This window comes from Tenacibaculum sp. (genome assembly GCF_048269885.1).
Lineage (GTDB): Bacteria > Bacteroidota > Bacteroidia > Flavobacteriales > Flavobacteriaceae > Polaribacter.
Map to the genome: position 1 here is coordinate 211,840 of NZ_JBLWTZ010000001.1, position 18,874 is coordinate 230,713.

Sequence of the window (18,874 nt, forward strand, 5' to 3'; positions counted from 1 at the left end):
TATATAAACTTTAAGAAGTAGAAATTCTAAAAACCTTGTATTTTTACAAGAGTAACAAATGATGATTAATTTATGAAATATACAACCTTACCAACTACAGATATAAAAGTTTCTAAAATTTGTTTAGGAACCATGACATGGGGGCGACAAAATACCGAAGCAGAAGGTCATGAACAAATGGATTATGCCTTAGAACAAGGGGTAAACTTTTTTGATACTGCAGAATTATATTCTGTGCCTGCTACTCCAGAAACATATGGAGCTACGGAAAAAATTATAGGTTCTTGGTTCAAGAAAACAGGAAACAGAGATAAAGTAGTGTTGGCATCTAAAATAGCAGGAGGAGGTGATTACACAGCGCATATTAGAACAGGTGGCTTCAACAGAAAGAATATAAGTGAAGCCATTGAAGGCAGCTTAAAACGCTTACAAACTGATTATATCGACTTATACCAACTACATTGGCCAGATCGTGGTGTAAACTGTTTTGGGGTACGTGATTACCCATACAAAACTTCTGCTAATGAAGCTGAAAAACATCTAGAGATTTTAGAAACCTTGAATGATTTTGTAAAACAAGGAAAGATAAAGCACGTAGGTTTGTCTAACGAAACACCTTGGGGAACTATGAAGTACTTACAAACTGCAGAACAACGTGATTTACCAAGAATGGTTACCATTCAAAACTCATACTCGTTAATTCATAGAGGATATGAAGTGGGAATGTCTGAGGTTTCTATGAGAGAAAATATTGGATTATTAGCGTATTCTCCTCTAGCACAAGGAGTGTTAACAGGAAAATATATTGATGGAAAAACTCCAGAAGGAGCAAGAGGAACTTTGTTTCCTAGGTTTATTGCTAGATATAAAAATGAAGGTTCAGAAAAAGCGATTTTAGAGTATCAAAAAATAGCGAATAAACACGGATTAACATTAACAGAGCTGTCTTTAGCATACATCAATCAGTTACCATTTGTAACGAGTAACATTATTGGAGCTACTAAAATGAGTCAGTTAAAAGAGAATATCAATTCTATCAATATTGCATTGTCAGAAGACATTTTAGCAGAGATTGAAGCGGTGCATACAATGATTCCTAATCCAGCGCCTTAAAAAAATAAAAACGGAAGTAAGCTTACTTCCGTTTTTATTTTTTTAAAAAATAGTATAACCTATATTTAAGCTGAGTGATTTGTAATCTGAAGACCAAAAAGAATAGTTTCCTAACAGATCTTTGCTATTGTATCTCAAATCAATACTATACTTATCATATTTGTACCCTAGAGTTACAGCAAAAGAAGAGTTCGGTTTTATATTTAATGAACTTAAATTAGAACCATCCCCTCTATTAAAATCTACTGCTGAATCAATTTTAATGTCTGTTACTACGTAAGACCCTAAAAGGTAAATTTTAGAATTTTTGTTTAAGAAAAAAGAGTGTTTAACACCAATAGGAACTTCAATAGAACTGTAATTAATACTAGAAACTAAAGTATTCCCTGAAACATTATTGCTTTCTGTAGATTTTTGAGATTTAAAAGATTGATATGCAGGGGCAATTACCAAACTCCATTTGTTTTTGTTAAATGGGAATATGTATTCAGCCTCTACACCAAACCTGCCACTAATTTTATTACCAAAGTCAGTATTTCTACTATTATCTGTACTGTTTTTAATACTTAATGAGTTGTTGTTAACTCCTGCTTTTATAGCTAGACTAAAAGCTTTTCTTTTTTTAGAATTTCTATAAAAGTTTATAGATTCACTATTTCTACATTCATTGTAATCTATAAAAAAATTAGATAAGCTGCTGTCATTGTATTTTAGAGCCTCAATCCTTTTAGTAGTTAGAGTGTGGCATTTTAAATTGTTAAACAATTGTTGAAGAAATTGCTTGTTTTCGTAAATTGTATAGTTGTTTGTATACTTTTTATAAATCAATTGGGTAACTTCTCTTTCATTAGTAGAAAAAAAGAATCTTTTTAAGTTACTATTTTTGTAGGAAAATAAACTGGCATCGCCTTCAATTAGTACCTTTAAAAACAGCGTTTCTCTTATGAATACTGGATTGCGATTATTAGATAGTTCGCCTACTATACTACTAGACTTATCAATATCTATATTGGCTCGAATGTACTTAGAGGAGTTGTAAATTCCAAATTCTTTGATGGAATTAATTGTGTTTGTTTTTTCAGAATCGATAGCACTACGCTTGTATATAAACTCAGTAGGGGTGTCTTTCCAGTCTATATTTTTAATTAAGCATTCAACCTTTTCTCCTTCATTAGAAATAAAATATCCTTTTTCAAATGTAATTTGAGCATAGCAATTAACGGTTGCAATAAAAATGGCAACATAAGATAGAATTTTTTTCATTGAATTTTTTTTTTGAATCTTGACAAAAGTATAAAAAAAACCGAAGTAGCTTTTATGTTTCGGTTTTTTGTTTTTTATCTAGAAGTCTAAAAACTATTCTTCTACAATTTTAAAAGAAGAAGCTTTAAACTTACCATCTTCAACTTTTCCAGTAACCTCGGCCTTTCTAATAACATTACAAAAACCAATATTCTTATCGTGAGCATCACCATAGTCATCTATGTGAGCACCTTCAATAAAATAGGCTTGTCCATCTATTTTTATAGCTAAATCACATCCTTGTTGGCTGTCTAAACCAAACTTACATTGACCGCACGAAGCTTCTACTATTTGTGTTTTTTCTTTTGGAGTACTACAGGCAACGATTCCTAAGAATACTAAAAGTAATATTTTTTTCATGTTGTGAATTTATGAAAATAAGCATAAAAAACCCAGAATAAATTTATTCTGGGTTTAATTAATTATAGTATTTAAACCTCCTAACTCTCTTCTTCTCCAACAAGTTCTTCTTGTGTGGTTACAGAGCCAGTAGTTGCGTTTCCGTAGACAGGAGTTTCATTTCTTAGAATATCAATTACTCTTGCAAAATTATCTGCCGTCATATATGGAGTTTCTTGTCTTTTTCCCTGAAATGTCGTAAAGTAAAATTTACCCAAATCAATTTTAGGATCCCATAAAGCTTGATAGCCTTTCAATTTTGTCCACCCTGTCGTTCCTTGTGCATAATGTGGCATAATATGTTAGTTTGAGTTAATAGTGATGTAAAACTATCAAAAAACACAACTAACAAAGGTTACCTATTCCCTGTTTTTCATAGGGATATACTCCTGTTTTTTTAAGGATGAAACAACTTGTTTATCAAAGGGAATATAATTTAATATCCTATTTTACCTCGAACTCTTTGTAGCACATCTTTAGCTATTATACGAGCTTTTTCTGCCCCTACAGCCAAAGCTTCATCAATTTCATGACGGTTTTCCATATAGTGGTTGTACTTTGTGCGTACATCAGCAAACTGGTCTATAATTAATTCATACAAAGCTTGTTTTGCATGTCCATATCCGTACCCTCCATTTTCATAATTAGCACGCATTTCAGCTATTTGCTCTTCTGAAGCTAATAATTTATATAGAGCAAAAACATTATCTGTATCTGGATTCTTTGGGTCTTCTAAAGCTTTACTATCTGTTTGAATTCCCATAATTTGTTTACGTAACTTTTTGTCTGGGAGGAAAATGTTGATGAAGTTATTTCGTGATTTACTCATTTTTTCACCATCAATACCTGGAACTAATTTGGTGTCTTCATTTATTTTTGCTTGAGGTGGAACTAAGGTTTCACCAACTATATTGTTAAATCTATTAGCAACATCACGCGTCATTTCTAAATGTTGTAACTGATCTTTTCCTACTGGAACCACTTCAGCATCGTACAATAAAATATCCGCAGCCATCAACATTGGATAGGTAAATAATCCAGCGTTTACATCAGCCAAACGATCAGCTTTATCTTTAAAACCATGAGCTAGGGTTAAGCGTTGGTAAGGAAAAAAACAGCTCAAATACCAAGTTAATTCAGTAACTTCAGGAATATCACTTTGGCGATAAAATACGGTTTTATTAATGTCAATACCACAAGCAAGCCAAGTAGCCGCAACACTATAGGTGTTTTCTCGCAATTCGTTTCCGTCTTTAATCTGTGTTAAAGAGTGCATGTCGGCAATGAAAATAAACGATTCATTTTTAGAATCATTTGCCATTTCAATTGCAGGTAAAATGGCTCCTAATAAATTCCCTAAATGTGGGGTTCCCGTACTTTGTACTCCTGTTAAAATTCTTGACATAAGTCTGTTTTGAAATGTTTTTAAATAAGTGCTCGCTTAAGTGAGCAAAAATAAGCTTAAAATTTATCAAACAAAAGAAATTACTACATTCGCATATTGGGGAGATCTTAATACTCATTTTCGTAGAGAAAAAGTATAAGGTTAATTAATTGATTATAATTTAAAAGAGTTGAAATATCTATTTTTTCCTATTCGTTTTATTTGGCGCGTTTGGTTCTACACATTAATTGTAGTTTCAATATTAATAATGGCACCTTTTATGCTGATTTTAACTTCAGATGAAAAATACTATCCAGTTTTTTGGAAGGTAGTAAGAGCGTGGGCTTATTTTTTAATTTATGGAATGGGGTTTCGACTAAAAGTTGAAAAAGAGCAAGAAATAGATCGAAATAAAAGCTACATGTTTTGTGCCAACCATGCGTCATTTATAGATCCATGGATTCTAATAGCGATGAGTAAAAATCCAATAGTTTTTGTGGGGAAGAAAGAATTGGCAAAATTTCCAATTTTTGGTTTTTTTTATAAAAAAGTGGTTATTGTAGTTGATAGAAGCGATTTGGAAAGTAGAAAAAAAGTGTATGAAGAAGCCCATAAAAGATTAAAAAATGGAACTAGTATTGCAATTTTCCCTGAAGGATTAGTGCCTGCTGAAAACATCGTTTTAGCTCCCTTTAAAAATGGAGCATTTAGTTTAGCTATTGAACATAAAATTCCAATCGTTCCTCAGGTGTATTACGATGGAAAACGGTTATTTTCTTGGGATTTTTTTAAAGGCGCTCCCGGAACACTGAGAGTAAAACAATGTGAGTTTATTGAAACAGAAGAACTAGTTGTTGGAGATAAGAAAAAACTTAAAGAAGAAACATATCGTGTTATATACAATGAATTGATAAATGATGAGTTGTATATGAAAGATACTAACCGACCTAACAATGAGCGAGAATTTAAATCACTTTTATAGCGAAAAAGAAGAAAGAGTAAACATCCTTACTCACGGATTTGGATTGTTGTTAAGTATCATAGCCTTTCCTTTTTTAGTGAAAAAATCCCTTAACTATCATACTTTTTGGAAAATAGCTAGTTTTTGTATTTATGGGTTAAGTATGATAATTCTTTATGCAGCATCTACTTTTTATCATGCAGCTAAAGAACCTAAACTTAGGCGAAGACTTAACATTTTAGACCATGCAGCTATTTATGTATTAATTGCCGGAACATATACCCCATTTTGTTTAGTTGTATTACCACCAAAACTAGGTTGGTATATGTTTATTTTTGTTTGGCTATTTGCTATTACAGGGGTTATACTAAAGCTTTTTTTTACAGGACGGTTCGACAAACTATCAACAGCGTTGTATTTATTAATGGGATGGCAAGTTGTTTTTGTAATTCAACCGTTAATGGAAAATTTATCAGATAACGGCTTGTTATATCTTTTTCTTGGTGGAGTTTTTTATACCGTTGGGGCTATTTTCTATTCCTTAAAAAAAATAAAATATAGTCATGCAACCTTCCATGTTTTTGTGTTGTTGGGTAGTTTGAGTCATTTTTTAGCTATTTTCTTTATTGACTAACTTTTTACGGTAAAAAAATAAAATATCTGTAAAATTAAAGTTAAAAAGCTTGTTATAGGTAATTTATTGTTTGTATTGGTTAGTATTGTATCAAATAGATTTGTTTTATAACTGTAGGTTTGTTTTAAGTAATTTAAAATCAATCAATTATGAAACAAAAAACTATTTTGTTACCCTTCTTCTTTTTGTTGTTTTTCTGTGTTGAAGCTCTGCTGGCTCAAGACTGTAAGGTTACAAGTGAAAATCAAAAGGTATTTTTAAAATACCCAGAATCAAAAAAAGAATTTGACAAGTTTAATAACTACACAAAAAATGTAGTTAGAAAAAAACAGACTTCGCTTTTTAATAAAGCTGGAGAGACTTATACCATTCCGGTGGTTGTACATGTTTATGGCTCAGTTCAACATGGACTAACTGTAACGTATGATAAAATAAAAGTAGCATTAGATAAACTGAATGAGGATTTCAACGGACTTAATGATGACTTCAATACTGTTGATCCTGTTTTTTCAGGAAGACGAGGTACTCTTGGTATTCGATTTGCTTTGGCAAAAATAGATCCTAATGGAGGAAGTACTAACGGTGTAGTATTTCATCCAGAAAAATCAGGATATGGAAACGGAGGTGGTTATGACGATCAAATTTCAGCAGACGCTTGGGATAATTATAAGTATATGAATGTATACATTATGGGAGATTTATATGCAGACGGGAGTGCAACAAACTCGGGTGTTGCTTGGTATCCTAATACTACCATGTCTGATAACAACACTGCTAGGGTGGTTTATAACGGGCGTTACATTCATGGAAATACGAACAAAGAGTTTGCTTCAGTATTAACGCATGAGTTTGGTCATTGGTTAAATCTTATACACACGTTTGAAGGTGGGTGTAATGACCCAAATGGAGATTATGTAGACGATACTCCAAAAGAAGATTCTAATTCAGGAGATGATGGTTGTACGGTTGGAGCAAGTGATTGTGGTAATTTAATTAATTATGAAAACTACATGGGGTATGATGCTGCTGCTGGTTGTGGAAAAATGTTTACACAAGGACAAATTGATAGAATGCTTACAGCATTACAGCATCCAGCCCGTAAGCCTTTGTGGCAACCTGAGAACTTAACAGCTACAGGAGTAAACTTAAATGGGGCATCTCTAATAGTAGATTCTACTACAGTAGAAGAAGCATTATCAAATGATGGTTCAATAGTTGATGAAACTAAAAATATATCTATAGAAGGAACTACTTTCTCAGTTTCTTCAGGAAACTTAATTTCTGGGACTCATTTTGAAGCCAACCTTCCTCAAGGTTTGTCAGCTCAAATAACCGTACTTAATAATAAAACACTTAGTATGAAGTTTACAGGACAAGTAACAAACCATTCCAAATTAAATAATACTACAGGTTCTGTTACGTTTAAAGATGCTGCAATTTCAGGAGGAAGTTCTTCTTTAAATTCTAATAAAGTAACGTTTAGTTTTTCTTTTTATGACCCTTACAAAGTAGTGTATTTTGACAACGAAGATTACACAGCTAACTCTGGAAGTACTTGGACGTTTTTTACAATAGAGGGTGCTAGTAACAATAGATTCGGAACTTTTTATGAGAATAGTTCATTGATATTGGAAACCTATAAAAAAGCATTAGTATGTCAATCCGGAACTAGAAATGTGAAACCAATTGAGTTGAATACAGTGATTGATCAACAAAGTTCTTGGGTTGATGGAGGCGCATATCCCGATTTGCATGTAATTAGAAATACTAATTACTCTTCTTGGGATGGTAAAACTGCTTATATAGGTTTTCAATTAGAATTATACCCAGGAAAAACGAATTACGGTTGGTTTAGAGTTAGTGTTAACAATGATGGAACATCATATACGCTACTAGATTATGCATATAGCACAGAGCCTTTTGGTACCATTAAAGCGGGTAGTAAAGTGTGGGACGGAAATACAGGAGCTACTTGTAGTGATGGAATTCAAAATGGAGATGAAACAGGAATTGATTGTGGAGGTTCTTGTGAACCTTGCACCGTAACATATTGTGATTCCAACGGGAAGAGTGTAAGTGATGAGTTTATAGGTAAAGTTGAATTAAATACCATTAGTAATAGTTCGTCAGGATCAAGTGGCGGATATGCAAATTATACGGCTACAATATCAACTAACTTATCAAAAGAAAGTAATTATTCAATAACCATAACACCAGGTTGGAATAGCACTGTTTATTCCGAAGGATATAGTGTTTGGATTGATTACAATCAAGATGGTGATTTTACAGATGCTGGAGAGCAAATTTGGACTCAAACAGCATCTAAAGACACTTCGGTAACAGGACAGTTTACCGTGCCAAATTCAGCAGTTTTAGGAACTACTCGAATGAGAGTGGCTATGAAATATAATGGTATACCTGCGTCTTGTGAATCGTTTAGTTATGGGGAAGTGGAGGATTACAAGATTGTTATTGGTGACGGAAACTGTAATGATGGGATTCAAAATGGAGATGAAACAGGAGTTGACTGTGGAGGTTCTTGTGCACCGTGTAGTACAAATGATGATATCGTATATGTTGATATAGATGATCTAACGGTAACCTCAAGTGACCCTTGGAAGTTTTTTAGAATTGAAACAGGAGACGATGCAGATTATGGAGCTTGGTATACTAGCAACTCAGTGCGATTGGAAACCTACAATAAAGATATTGTTTGTGAAGGAACAACGAGTAAGGTGTCCTATTTAGAGGAAGGTATTACTGTTGGAGCATCAAGTAATTTTGTAACAAGTTCTAGTCCTTATACAGTTAGTTCATCCAATTATACGTCTTGGAATGGAAAGACTGGTTTTATCGGGGTTACTTTTAAAATAAACGGAAACACACATTACGGATGGTTTCACATTGTGGTAGCAAACGATGGACAATCTTATACATTGACAGATTATGCTTACAATAAAACGGCGAATTCACCAATTACAACAGTGACAAGAAGTGGAGTTGCAGGGCCTAACGATGAAAAGTCAAATAATAGTGGAGTCATCTCTGCAATACCTAATCCATTTGTGTCACAAACAAAAATTGATATCTCCAGTATTTCAAAAGATGGGGCTATTCGATTAGAGGTGTATGATTTATTGGGAAGACATATACATAGTAAAGATATTCAATCGCCTTCTACATTTATATTGATAGATGATAGTATACTAAAGAAAGAAGGTATGTATTTGTTAAAGATACAATCAGGAAAACAAGTAAAAACTCTTAGTATTCTAAAAAGATAAGCAAAGAGTTTTATTAGGGGAATAAAAGCTGTTTGGAAGATTTTCAAACAGCTTTTTACCACTTATTATAAGGTAATTTACTTAGGTTGGAGTTGTAGTATTTGGTAATTCCAGTAACCTCTTTACCTAACCACTCAGGTTTTGAAAAATGTTCGTTTTCGTCTTCTAACTCTACTTCAGCAATAAGCAATCCACTATTGTCTCCTAAAAACTCATCTACTTCAAACGTATGATTGTCAATTTTTACTAAATACCTATACTTTTCAATACTACCTTTTTCACACAAGTCAAAAAGACTTTCAGCTTCTTTTTTATCAATTTCTTTTTCCCATTCAAATCGAGTAGTTCCATTAGCATTTGATGGCCCTTTGATGGTTAAAAAACCGGTATCGTCTTTTAAACGAACTCGTACTACTCTTTCTTTATCTGAATTTAAAAACCCTTGTTTTATGTAGTTTTTTTGAAAAGCTTCTTGTTTAAATTCAGTAGATTTTACCAAGAATTTTCGCTCTATCTCTGTTGTCATGTTAAAGGAATCAATTTTACACGAATGTACTATTTTTGTCGATATTATTGGTATATCTTTGAGTAATGATTTTAATAGTTAAACTTGGTTAAATGGCAGTAATTACTACAAAAGCCATTGTTTTAAGTTCTCTTAAATATGGAGATACTAGTTTGGTTGTAAAATGTTTTACTTTACAAGAAGGAGTAAAATCGTACATGATAAAAGGAGTACTAAAATCAAAAAAAGGAAAGTTAAAGCCTGCGCACTTTCAACCATTAACACAATTAAATCTTACTGCAAATCACAGCAATAAAAGTTCGTTGCATTCTATTAAAGAAGTGCAAGTGATTCATCCGTATGAAACCATTTATACTTCTATAGTAAAACAATCAATTGTACTGTTTTTATCAGAAGTGTTATCATACATTTTACAAGAGGAGGAAGAAAACAATCCTTTGTACAGTTATATTGAAACATCTTTAATTTGGTTAGATACACATGATGAGGTTGCGAACTTTCACTTACTGTTTTTGTTAAATTTATCTAGGTATCTAGGCTTCTATCCAGATACAACCAATATTGATAAAACAGCATTTAATTTGTTAGAAGGAAGTTTTACCGATACCGAATATGAAAAATTAACAATTTCAGGGAAAGAAATAATGCTGTTTAAAAGCCTATTAGGCATAAATTTTGATGCAATCAATTCAATTTCTTATTCAAAAAAAGAAAGACAAATAATTCTCCGAATTATAGTTCGGTATTATGAGTTACATTTGGAAGGATTTAGAAAACCTAAATCATTAGATGTTTTAGAAACCGTATTTAATTAATATGAAGCATAGAATTACTGTATTATTTTTATTGTTCGTAACTACAATTTTCTCTCAAACAGTTACTGTTATCGATGCTGAAACAGGAAAACCTGTAGAAGCTGTTGCTATTTTTAATAAAAATAAAACAACATCGGCTGTAAGTGATGAACTAGGGAAAGTTGATGTTTCTGATTTTAAAGAAAACGAAGTGCTCACCTTTACACATGTGTCTTATGCGGTGTATCAAGAGAAAAAATCAGTAATAAAAAGGAATAATTACCACGTATATTTATCAAAAAACTCAGAACAGTTAGATGAGGTAGTTGTTTCGGTTTTTAAGAACAGAGAAAAAACCAACCGCATTGCTGAGCAAATAGCCGTGGTATCTTCAAAAGAGATAGAAAAGTTATCACCACAAACATCAGCAGATTTATTAGCAAGTGTTCCTGGAATTAAAGTTCAGAAGTCACAGTTTGGAGGAGGAAGTCCTGTTTTACGCGGAATGGAAAGTAACCGAGTTCTTTTGGTAGTTGACGGTGTTCGTATGAACAATGCAATTTATCGAAAAGGACACTTACAAAACTCAATAACAGTAGCTCCAAATTTATTAGAGAGAACAGAAGTTGTTTTTGGACCCTCATCGGTAATCTATGGTTCAGATGCTTTAGGAGGAGTAATTCATTATTATACTAAAACCCCAAAGCTATCAGAAAAAGGAAGCGAAATTAAAGGAAATACTTTTTTGCGATATAGTTCAGTAAATCATGAAGTAACTAATGTAGTTTCTACAGAATTAAGATTTAAAAAATGGGCATCTTTTACAAGTGTAGCTCATAGTAATTTTGGAGACTTAAAGATGGGAGAAAATCGTTCTCATGGTTTTGATAATTGGGGAAAGGTTCCTTTTTACTCCAATAATACAAACACTTTTTATAGTGATACGCCAGTTGCTAACTCTGACCAAAGCTTGCAAAGAAATACAGGGTATAGCCAAACAGACGTATTGCAAAAGTTTTATGTGCCTTTTTCAAAAAATACAGATTTTAAATTCAATATTCAATATTCAACTTCTTCCAATATACCTCGTTTTGATAAGTTAACGGAGTTGAAAAAAGGAAGTTTAAAATTTGCTGAGTGGTATTACGGACCACAAGAACGTTTGTTGATCTCTCCGCAGTTAATTATCAACCCAAAGAAAAAGTGGATGGATAATGGAACCATTACTTTGGCATACCAAAACATCAAAGAAAGTCGTATTCAACGAAAGTTTGGAAGCTTAGATAGGTCTTATAGAGAAGAAAAAGTTGATGTTTTTAGTTTGAATGGAGATTTTACAGTTCCGCTAGCAGAAAATAGAAATTTAGGGTACGGAATTGAAATTGCATATAATGATGTAGTGTCAAACTCTTACGGAAAAACATTACGTGTTAATGGTAATAGTATTGTTGGCTTTGATAGTGATTTCGTAGTGCAGTCTCGTTACCCTGATGGAGGAAGTAGTTATTTGAGCTCTGCTTTTTATGTAGATTACCGTCAAGATATCAATAGTAAATCAACATTAAACACAGGAATTAGAGGAACGAATACAGTATTGAAAGCAAAGTGGTTGGACGAAACTTTTATTGATATTCCTCAAAAAGATATTCAATTAGATAACCAATCGTTAACAGCAACTATAGGGTATGTATACAAGCCTAATAAAACATGGCAGTTAAATACAGTAGTATCTTCTGGTTTTCGATCTCCCAATATTGATGATGTAGGAAAAATAAGAGAGAAGAACGGAAAGGTAACCATACCAAATACTAGTTTAAAACCAGAGCATGCATACAATGCTGAAATTGGTGCTCAAAAATACTTTAACAATAGAAAATTTAGAGTTGGGGCAAATGTGTATTATACTTTGTTGAATAACTATATTTATAGAGAGGATTTTGAATTGAATGGAAATTCAACTATTGAGTATGACGGAGAAGAAGGGGCTATTGTGGCTAATGTAAACAAAGGAACAGCTTATGTTACAGGTGCTACGGTAAGTTATCAAGGGAAGCTGCATAAAAATTGGAATACATCAGGATTTGTTACATGCACGTATGGTAAAGCGTATGATACAAACGAACCGTTATCATCTATTCCGCCGTTATTTGGTCGTTTTGATTTAAGTTATGTAAACAAGAAGTTTGAAGGCGGAGCTAACTTAGTTTTTAATGCGAAAAAAGATATTTCAGACTATAATATAACTGAAGGTATTGACAACCATGAACAAACACCAGTTGTCAACGCGAATGCAACCGAAGATATAGATAAATACTACGGAAGTCCTAGTTGGATGACTGTTGGGTTGTACGGTAAATTTCAGTTTACAAAAAACATAGCTTTACAAGCACAATTATCTAACCTATTTGATGAACATTATAAAGAATTTGCTTCTGGAGTTTCAGCTTCAGGACGTAATATTTCAGTATCTTTGCTAACCAATTTTTAAGTAAAAAATCAAATGATTAATTTTTTCAGGTTAGTAAGTTTATTAGAAGGAATATCTTATATTTTATTGCTTTTTATAGCCGTTCCAATTAAATATTTACAAGGAAATCCAGAGTATGTAAAAATGCTGGGTATGCCTCACGGATTGTTATTTGTAGGATACATAGTGTTAGCAATCATGTTAAAGTATGAGCTAAATTGGAATGGTAAAACTTTCGGAATTGTTTGTTTACTTTCTATCTTACCTTTCGGAACATTTTTCGTTGGCAGGTATCTTATAAAAGAAACGGTATAATATTGATTTAATGTAATAAAGGTTAGTAAATAGTAGTTCGTTGAGCGAAGTCGAAACGAAACCCCATTAGTATATTAAACCATTGCTACATTGTTATATTAACTCATTACTCTATTGACCATTATGACATTGAATAACTATCCTCCGCTAACTGGAGGAATAATTGCGATTACATCATTTTCTTTTATGAGTATGTCGTCTGTAGCGTAACTTTCGTTAATAGCTACAGCATACGAACTCATTTTTTGTAGCTCGGGGAATTCTGCTAAAAGAAATTCTTTAAAGCTAGCAACAGTACTTTTGTTTGGTAGTTCAATTTCTAATGAAGAACTGTCAACCAAGTCTGTGGCCATACCGAAAAATAGAATGCTTATTTTCATATAACAAATCTACAATTTTATCCCGAAAACTACTCTGTTTTCAGATTTTCCATTAAAGTAAGAGCGAGCAAAATCTACACGTAAAAAACGCCATTTTCCAATACCAACATTATCTAAACCAATAGCAAATTCAGTATAAGGTTTGTTACCCGCAGTAAATAATCCTTTTGCTCCAGTAACTAGATGAAAGTTAAGTTTGTTTAACAAAGGAACCTTGCTTAATAATGCTCCTTTAAAATTATATTCTCCATGGAACTCAGCGTATGTATCATTAGAACTTAGCTGATAATACGGAAGCATATAAAAGTTGTTTAAATAGTTGTCTTTTGGGGCTATTAACAAGCGATTTCCGTTAAAATGAGCATAATCTATAAAAGGAATGTCTTTTTTCTCTAAGAACATACCTCCTTTTGCTTTGTAAGCAAATTCACCCCAATTACCAAAATTGATTTGTTGATATAATTGAGAAAAAACCACATCAGAATTCCATTCAGAATTTCCTGAGCCAAAGTTTTTTTGATAACCAATGTATAGTGATGGGTACTTACGACTAGGAATGTTATATTTTCCATCAGGGTATGATAAGTATTTTTGTCCAAAATTAATGTTTGCTCCTAAAGAAAAAGTCCACATTTGATGAGGTGTAAAACCTGTTGAAAAATCGGTAGGATTTTGCGGATTGTTAGAAGTATAATCTATATCATCTTGCGGAAACATTACATAATCAGTTGTATTAAATAATGGTTTTCTATCTGCAAATTCCAAAGAAGAAAACATGCGTATTCCGTTCGTTACTTCTTGAGAAAAGGATGCTTTGGCAAATGTCTTTTCATAAATTTTTAAATAGTTTCTTTCAAAACCAATAGAACTTATTGTATTCCAAAACTTGGAAATAGGCTGTTTTGGGTTAAATTGTGGTGTAGCAATTCCTCCAGAAATTGTTAAAACAGGTCGTGTAGTATTGTTCCAACGATAGTTAAAGTTGGCTGTAGGACGCACTTTTTTCTCTGAAAAACCATAATTAATATCAGCCCCAATACTAAAACGTTTTCCTTTTTTGTTCAATGATTTTCGGTAGTTAATACCTAAAGAAGAATTCCATCCTTGCACCGTATTAAAGTTAAGACTTTCAATAGGCGAAGAAGTGCTTATCGACCATTTGTTGTAAGAATCTTGGTAAGTGTAACCAGAAAGAATATCCAACGGTTTAAACTTATTGTTTTTGGTGTCAATAGAATCTAAATATTTCTTCGATTTTCGAATGGTTTTTATACTGTCTTTTAATTTGTAATCTGATATTTCTTCAGAAGTTAAAGTTACAGGGCGAATTTCATTCCAATATACAGAATCCTTTTCAGTAGCATTTTCTGCAAACGAAAGCACTTCGTTACCAAAAGTGTCTTTAGTAAAATTAGGATTAAAATTATAGTTAGAATAAGCAGCAGAAAAGCGTCCGTTAAAATGAAATCCAAATAACCCTGCTTTAAAATCTATGGTTTGTGTAACCGGTACCCAAGCGTTGTTTTTAGTAGAGAAATTATAGTTCTGTTTAATATGTAACGAATCTACAATTGGTAGGCTTATTTGTGCACCTGTAACCATAACATCAGCACCGTAAATAGCCCAATCATCTTCAACAATATAAATAAAACCACTAAAAACGCGATCATTTTTACGTTTTGGTAAAAGTTGAATTTTGTTAATTAGTGTTCCATTTTTATCGTAAAAAACACCCGTTAGTTTATAGCTGTAATAACCAAAAGCACCATTAGCAATGGGAGAAATAACGTTAACATCAGCTAAATCAAAAGAATTTTCATAAAAGTTAAAGTTTACTTCTTCCGCTTGATTAAAACTAATGCCGTTGTCTTGCCCACTAACTTTTGAAGCTATAATATGCTCTTTAAAGTTTTTAGGCCTTTTTTGAAAAGCGATTTTTGAGACCGTTTCAGAAAGATATACCACACCACTTCGAGTTGAGTCTAACCCACCTCCCATATCACCAATGTCTTGCCCTAAAAATTTTTTAGGTAAATCTTTTACCCTAAATAAACCACGAGAGTAAAAATCGGCAGTATACTCAGCAAACTTATCCGTGTTTTTAGCTTTATTAGCAATAGCATTCCTAATAATTTTGTTAGCAGGATTTTCTTCAGAAGAAACAACCACTTCATCTAAGGTAACTTCTTCTTCGGCTAAAACAACATTTAATGTAAAAGGAAAAGAGTTGATTTCAACAGTTTTTTTAACGGTTTTATAGCCTAACATTTGAAATATTACCGTGTGTTGTCCTGTTGAGTTAAAAGCTAATTCATAGTCGCCATTTGTATTGGTTGTGGTGCCTGTAATAGTGTTTTCTAAATAAACACTTACAAAAGAAATAGGTTGGTTTTTAGTATTGGTAACCTTTCCTGTAATTTGAGAAAAGGTTATTGAAGAGCATATTAAAAACAAAAATGTAGTTATGATTTTCATAGTCAGTTAGTTGTTGGTAACAAACATAAAAGAAGAACTTTGTAAAGTGTATTTAAGAAGTGTTAAATAACTTACAAAGTTCTCTTAATATAATGTAAGACTACGAAAAATAAAAAATGTTACAAAAGACTATTTAACCGTGTCTTTTTGTTGTTTTTTCTTCTTCTTTCCGAATAAACCACCTAAAACATCCGTTACTTTTTTAACGGTTTCCTCCTTTTTGTTGGTTGTGCTAGTGCTATCTTTCTTTTTGTTGCCTAATAATCCACCTATGGCATTGTTAACTAACTTGTCTTTTTGTTGCTGAACTAATTGCTGACTTAATTTAGTAACAGACGAAGATAAATCTGTTTTTACAGAAGGATTAGTCATGTTACCTGTAATATTAGCAGTAACAGGAACCGTTATGTTTTGTTGGTCTTTAGCGTTTAGCTTAGAAAGTAATCCTTGTGCTTCGTTACCTAAATATTTAGCAGGAACATTTAACGTAACGTTGTAATTCATTGTTTTATCAAACCCATGGCTTCCACCAACGGTAATACCGATGTCTTTGTACTTTAAATCAAATGGTTTTACCACCACTTTCCCTTCTTTAAAAGATAGATGAGTCTTAATATCAGATAAATCTAGTTTTGATAAATCAATGAATGATAGTTTATCATTTAATAAACTTAAAGCTTTCGTTTTTTGTGGATTGATACTGGTGGTTAATAATTCTGCTAGAGCTTTACCAGAAACAGAAGCTAAGTTAGGTGTAAAATCATCATTTAAACTCCCCGCTAAGTCAATGTCAGAATTTAATTTACCATTCATAGCACCTGCAATAGGACTTATTGATTGTAGTAAATCTAAGCTGGTAAATGATTGTGCGATATCAAAAGATTTAATACCTAATTTCATGTCGAACGTAGGTTTCTTTTGTTGTGTGTTAACTTCTCCGTTTAAAGCAATTTGACCATTAAAAATACCAGCATTCATATTTTGTAATATGGCCTTTTCGTCTTTTAAAAGAAGCGTACCTCTTACATTTTGTAGGGTTAAATTATCATAATATACAGTTTTAGCGTTTGCAGAAACAGCACAGTCTAAAAATGCAGGAATCTTTAAAGATTCCGTTGGTGTGTCTTTTGTTGAACCACTTTCTTTATTTTCGACAGCTTCAGGATTTTCTTGCATAAAGTCACTTACATAAAACTTGTTTGAATTTAGTATGAAGTTTCCACGTAATTTTTTGTCAGAAAGTAAAAAACCTAACAAGTTTTTAAGTGTTCCAGTAGCATTTAAATCACTTTTTCCAGTAGTAGCATCAAACTTTGTTAAGCTAACGGTACCAGGTGTAAAATTGACAACTGTATTTTTAATATGAAGAGGGTTTACAACATCTTCCGAAGAAAAAACAAAGTCGCTTACTTCCATTTTTCCGTTATTTTTAATACGGTCTAAAATATTATTCTCAAGCGCTTTCATGTCGAATTCTGTACGTAAATCAGCCTTTAATATTCCGCTTAATTCATTTTTTAAATCAATAGGATACGCTTTGTTAATATTGGCAAGGTTCAAAACACCTTTTAAACTAGCGTTTACTTTTGGATTGGTAGTTAGGTTATAAATATTTCCTTTTCCAGAAAACGTATCTTGATCAATTTTAAAAGAGAGTCCGTTAATAGTAACAAAGGTATTTTCAGTTTTACCAGTGGTGTTTTTTATTTGTGCATCAATATTAATGTTTTGAACACTTTTGGGTAAATCAGGATATTTAAATGAAGCGTTACTTGACTTCATAGAAATATCTAACTTAGGAATATGGTTATCGTCAATAATTCCATTTACTTTTCCATTTACACTAAAATTACCTGTGGTATTTACGCCGGCAATACTTTTGGTATAGGCTTCAGGAATTAAACCTAAAAAGTTTTTAAAGTCAGAAGACGGAGTTTTGAAGTTGATATCAACCTCTTGATTTTTTTCGTTTACTTGAACAAAACCATCAAAAACCAATGGAAGGTTATTTAATTTAGCTTCATTTTTTAAGAAAGAAAACTTCATATTAGTTAAATCCATTCCTACAATAGCATCTAATTCTATTTTTTGGTTCTTAGCATACGAATTGCCGTCCATTCCAAAAGAAACTAAAGTAGAGGTTTGCGTATCTAGTTCTGTATTAGATTGAGAGAAATCACCACTTCCACTATGATTTAATTCGGTTAGTTCAAGGTTTAATTTACCTTGCTCATCATTGTATTTTATCGTAGCATTGTTAATAGCGTATGAATTAATAGATAGCCCGAAAGTAGATGGTTCTTCATCTTTTGTGTCTTCTGTTTCAGAAGGTTTAGCAATATCATAATTGGCATTTCCTTTTTTATCAACTAATACATTTACCAAAGCATCATCAATAGTAAATGATTTGATATTTAGCTGCTCAGAAGAAGCTTTAAAAAGCTCTGTAAGTTTTAATGCTAAATTTACCTCTTTGGCATACACTAAAGTATCACCTTCAAAAGGAGTATTATTAATAACCGTTAGGTTAGACAACTGGACTGATACGTTTGGGAAATTTCTAAGTAAACTTAAGCTAGAATCGCTAAAATCAACTGTAGCGTTTACGTTGTTGTTAATGGTAGTTTTTACCAAGTTCATCACTTTATCTTGAAATAGTAGGGGAATACTAACCAAAAGGATGAAGAAAAAAACTACAATACCTAATAATATTTTATATATCTTTTTCATAATGAATAAAGTTTGTCATGTAATACTAACGAACAAAGTTCAACAATTATTTGTAAATAAAAAGTCAATGAAATGATAAATTTTCTTTTGGTAATTTTGTGGTTTTTAAA

The 18,874-nt window shown here is 32.2% G+C and carries 15 protein-coding genes; 7 read left to right on the top strand and 8 right to left on the bottom strand.

Annotation, left to right across the window (positions count from 1 at the left end; translation table 11 throughout):
* Window positions 1-72: 72 nt before the first annotated feature.
* Window positions 73-1,113: an NADP(H)-dependent aldo-keto reductase gene (locus ACN0WY_RS00905; protein ID WP_417799254.1), complete on the top strand. Its 1,041-nt coding sequence runs from the start codon at window positions 73-75 to the stop codon at window positions 1,111-1,113.
* Between the two features lie 42 nt (window positions 1,114-1,155).
* Here ACN0WY_RS00905 and ACN0WY_RS00910 read toward each other — a convergent pair whose 3' ends face one another.
* The 4 genes from ACN0WY_RS00910 to trpS all read right to left on the bottom strand — a co-directional run bounded on the left by ACN0WY_RS00910 (window position 1,156) and on the right by trpS (window position 4,219).
* Entirely contained in the window at window positions 1,156-2,376 is a 1,221-nt protein-coding gene (locus ACN0WY_RS00910; protein ID WP_417799255.1) for a tRNA modification GTPase, read from the bottom strand.
* Window positions 2,377-2,469: 93 nt separating this feature from the next.
* A complete protein-coding gene (locus tag ACN0WY_RS00915; RefSeq protein ID WP_330488929.1) occupies window positions 2,470-2,775 on the bottom strand; it encodes a DUF6370 family protein in 306 nt (101 codons plus the stop codon).
* A gap of 80 nt (window positions 2,776-2,855) precedes the next feature.
* Entirely contained in the window at window positions 2,856-3,110 is a 255-nt protein-coding gene (locus ACN0WY_RS00920; protein ID WP_330488930.1) for a hypothetical protein, read from the bottom strand.
* A 140-nt stretch (window positions 3,111-3,250) separates the two neighbouring features.
* Window positions 3,251-4,219 carry a tryptophan--tRNA ligase gene (gene trpS, locus ACN0WY_RS00925; protein WP_330488931.1) on the bottom strand — a complete coding sequence of 323 codons (969 nt, stop codon included), beginning with the start codon at window positions 4,217-4,219 and terminating at the stop codon, window positions 3,251-3,253.
* A gap of 259 nt (window positions 4,220-4,478) precedes the next feature.
* On the opposite strand from trpS, the gene ACN0WY_RS00930 reads away from it, so the two are divergent.
* The 3 genes from ACN0WY_RS00930 to ACN0WY_RS00940 all read left to right on the top strand — a co-directional run bounded on the left by ACN0WY_RS00930 (window position 4,479) and on the right by ACN0WY_RS00940 (window position 9,077).
* Entirely contained in the window at window positions 4,479-5,180 is a 702-nt protein-coding gene (locus ACN0WY_RS00930) for a lysophospholipid acyltransferase family protein (protein ID WP_330488932.1), read from the top strand.
* Window positions 5,152-5,793: a PAQR family membrane homeostasis protein TrhA gene (trhA, locus tag ACN0WY_RS00935; RefSeq protein ID WP_330488933.1), complete on the top strand. Its 642-nt coding sequence runs from the start codon at window positions 5,152-5,154 to the stop codon at window positions 5,791-5,793. The genes ACN0WY_RS00930 and trhA overlap by 29 nt, the downstream gene beginning before the upstream one ends.
* Before the next feature lie 149 nt (window positions 5,794-5,942).
* The gene (locus ACN0WY_RS00940; RefSeq protein ID WP_417799256.1) at window positions 5,943-9,077 is read left to right on the top strand and encodes a M43 family zinc metalloprotease; all 3,135 of its coding nucleotides are present in this window, start codon (window positions 5,943-5,945) and stop codon (window positions 9,075-9,077) included.
* Window positions 9,078-9,132: 55 nt separating this feature from the next.
* Here the strand turns inward: ACN0WY_RS00940 and ACN0WY_RS00945 are convergent, their stop codons facing one another.
* Window positions 9,133-9,603, bottom strand: coding sequence for a CYTH domain-containing protein (locus ACN0WY_RS00945; RefSeq protein ID WP_330488935.1), 471 nt, complete (start codon window positions 9,601-9,603; stop codon window positions 9,133-9,135).
* Window positions 9,604-9,695: 92 nt separating this feature from the next.
* On the opposite strand from ACN0WY_RS00945, the gene recO reads away from it, so the two are divergent.
* From recO to ACN0WY_RS00960, 3 genes are read left to right on the top strand one after another with little or no spacing between them, the layout of a single operon-like run.
* Window positions 9,696-10,418 (top strand): DNA repair protein RecO, encoded by a 723-nt coding sequence (gene recO, locus ACN0WY_RS00950; RefSeq protein WP_417799257.1) that lies wholly within the window; start codon window positions 9,696-9,698, stop codon window positions 10,416-10,418.
* A gap of 1 nt (window position 10,419) precedes the next feature.
* Window positions 10,420-12,885: a TonB-dependent receptor gene (locus ACN0WY_RS00955; RefSeq protein WP_417799258.1), complete on the top strand. Its 2,466-nt coding sequence runs from the start codon at window positions 10,420-10,422 to the stop codon at window positions 12,883-12,885.
* 12 nt (window positions 12,886-12,897) lie between these two features.
* Window positions 12,898-13,179: a DUF3817 domain-containing protein gene (locus ACN0WY_RS00960; protein WP_330488938.1), complete on the top strand. Its 282-nt coding sequence runs from the start codon at window positions 12,898-12,900 to the stop codon at window positions 13,177-13,179.
* A gap of 137 nt (window positions 13,180-13,316) precedes the next feature.
* On the opposite strand, the gene moaD is transcribed toward ACN0WY_RS00960, so the two are convergent.
* The 3 genes from moaD to ACN0WY_RS00975 all read right to left on the bottom strand — a co-directional run bounded on the left by moaD (window position 13,317) and on the right by ACN0WY_RS00975 (window position 18,764).
* Window positions 13,317-13,559 (bottom strand): molybdopterin converting factor subunit 1, encoded by a 243-nt coding sequence (gene moaD / locus ACN0WY_RS00965; RefSeq protein ID WP_417799259.1) that lies wholly within the window; start codon window positions 13,557-13,559, stop codon window positions 13,317-13,319.
* 9 nt (window positions 13,560-13,568) lie between these two features.
* On the bottom strand, window positions 13,569-16,034 hold the full coding sequence (locus ACN0WY_RS00970; protein WP_417799260.1) for a DUF5686 family protein: 2,466 nt from the start codon (window positions 16,032-16,034) through the stop codon (window positions 13,569-13,571).
* Window positions 16,035-16,163: 129 nt separating this feature from the next.
* Complete coding sequence (locus ACN0WY_RS00975) at window positions 16,164-18,764, bottom strand: AsmA-like C-terminal region-containing protein (protein WP_417799261.1); 2,601 nt, start codon at window positions 18,762-18,764, stop codon at window positions 16,164-16,166.
* Between the last annotated feature and the right edge of the window lie 110 nt (window positions 18,765-18,874).

What these genes read in the sequence shown, in the direction of transcription:
- ACN0WY_RS00920 (WP_330488930.1), bottom strand. Translation starts at nt 3,110, where the DNA reads ATGCCACATTATGCACAAGGAACGACAGGGTGGACAAAATTGAAAGGC.
- ACN0WY_RS00960 (WP_330488938.1), top strand. Translation starts at nt 12,898, where the DNA reads ATGATTAATTTTTTCAGGTTAGTAAGTTTATTAGAAGGAATATCTTAT.
- ACN0WY_RS00975 (WP_417799261.1), bottom strand. Translation starts at nt 18,764, where the DNA reads ATGAAAAAGATATATAAAATATTATTAGGTATTGTAGTTTTTTTCTTC.
- ACN0WY_RS00930 (WP_330488932.1), top strand. Translation starts at nt 4,479, where the DNA reads ATGCTGATTTTAACTTCAGATGAAAAATACTATCCAGTTTTTTGGAAG.
- ACN0WY_RS00915 (WP_330488929.1), bottom strand. Translation starts at nt 2,775, where the DNA reads ATGAAAAAAATATTACTTTTAGTATTCTTAGGAATCGTTGCCTGTAGT.
- ACN0WY_RS00970 (WP_417799260.1), bottom strand. Translation starts at nt 16,034, where the DNA reads ATGAAAATCATAACTACATTTTTGTTTTTAATATGCTCTTCAATAACC.
- ACN0WY_RS00940 (WP_417799256.1), top strand. Translation starts at nt 5,943, where the DNA reads ATGAAACAAAAAACTATTTTGTTACCCTTCTTCTTTTTGTTGTTTTTC.
- ACN0WY_RS00905 (WP_417799254.1), top strand. Translation starts at nt 73, where the DNA reads ATGAAATATACAACCTTACCAACTACAGATATAAAAGTTTCTAAAATT.
- trhA (WP_330488933.1), top strand. Translation starts at nt 5,152, where the DNA reads ATGAGCGAGAATTTAAATCACTTTTATAGCGAAAAAGAAGAAAGAGTA.
- ACN0WY_RS00945 (WP_330488935.1), bottom strand. Translation starts at nt 9,603, where the DNA reads ATGACAACAGAGATAGAGCGAAAATTCTTGGTAAAATCTACTGAATTT.
- ACN0WY_RS00955 (WP_417799258.1), top strand. Translation starts at nt 10,420, where the DNA reads ATGAAGCATAGAATTACTGTATTATTTTTATTGTTCGTAACTACAATT.
- ACN0WY_RS00910 (WP_417799255.1), bottom strand. Translation starts at nt 2,376, where the DNA reads ATGAAAAAAATTCTATCTTATGTTGCCATTTTTATTGCAACCGTTAAT.
- trpS (WP_330488931.1), bottom strand. Translation starts at nt 4,219, where the DNA reads ATGTCAAGAATTTTAACAGGAGTACAAAGTACGGGAACCCCACATTTA.
- moaD (WP_417799259.1), bottom strand. Translation starts at nt 13,559, where the DNA reads ATGAAAATAAGCATTCTATTTTTCGGTATGGCCACAGACTTGGTTGAC.
- recO (WP_417799257.1), top strand. Translation starts at nt 9,696, where the DNA reads ATGGCAGTAATTACTACAAAAGCCATTGTTTTAAGTTCTCTTAAATAT.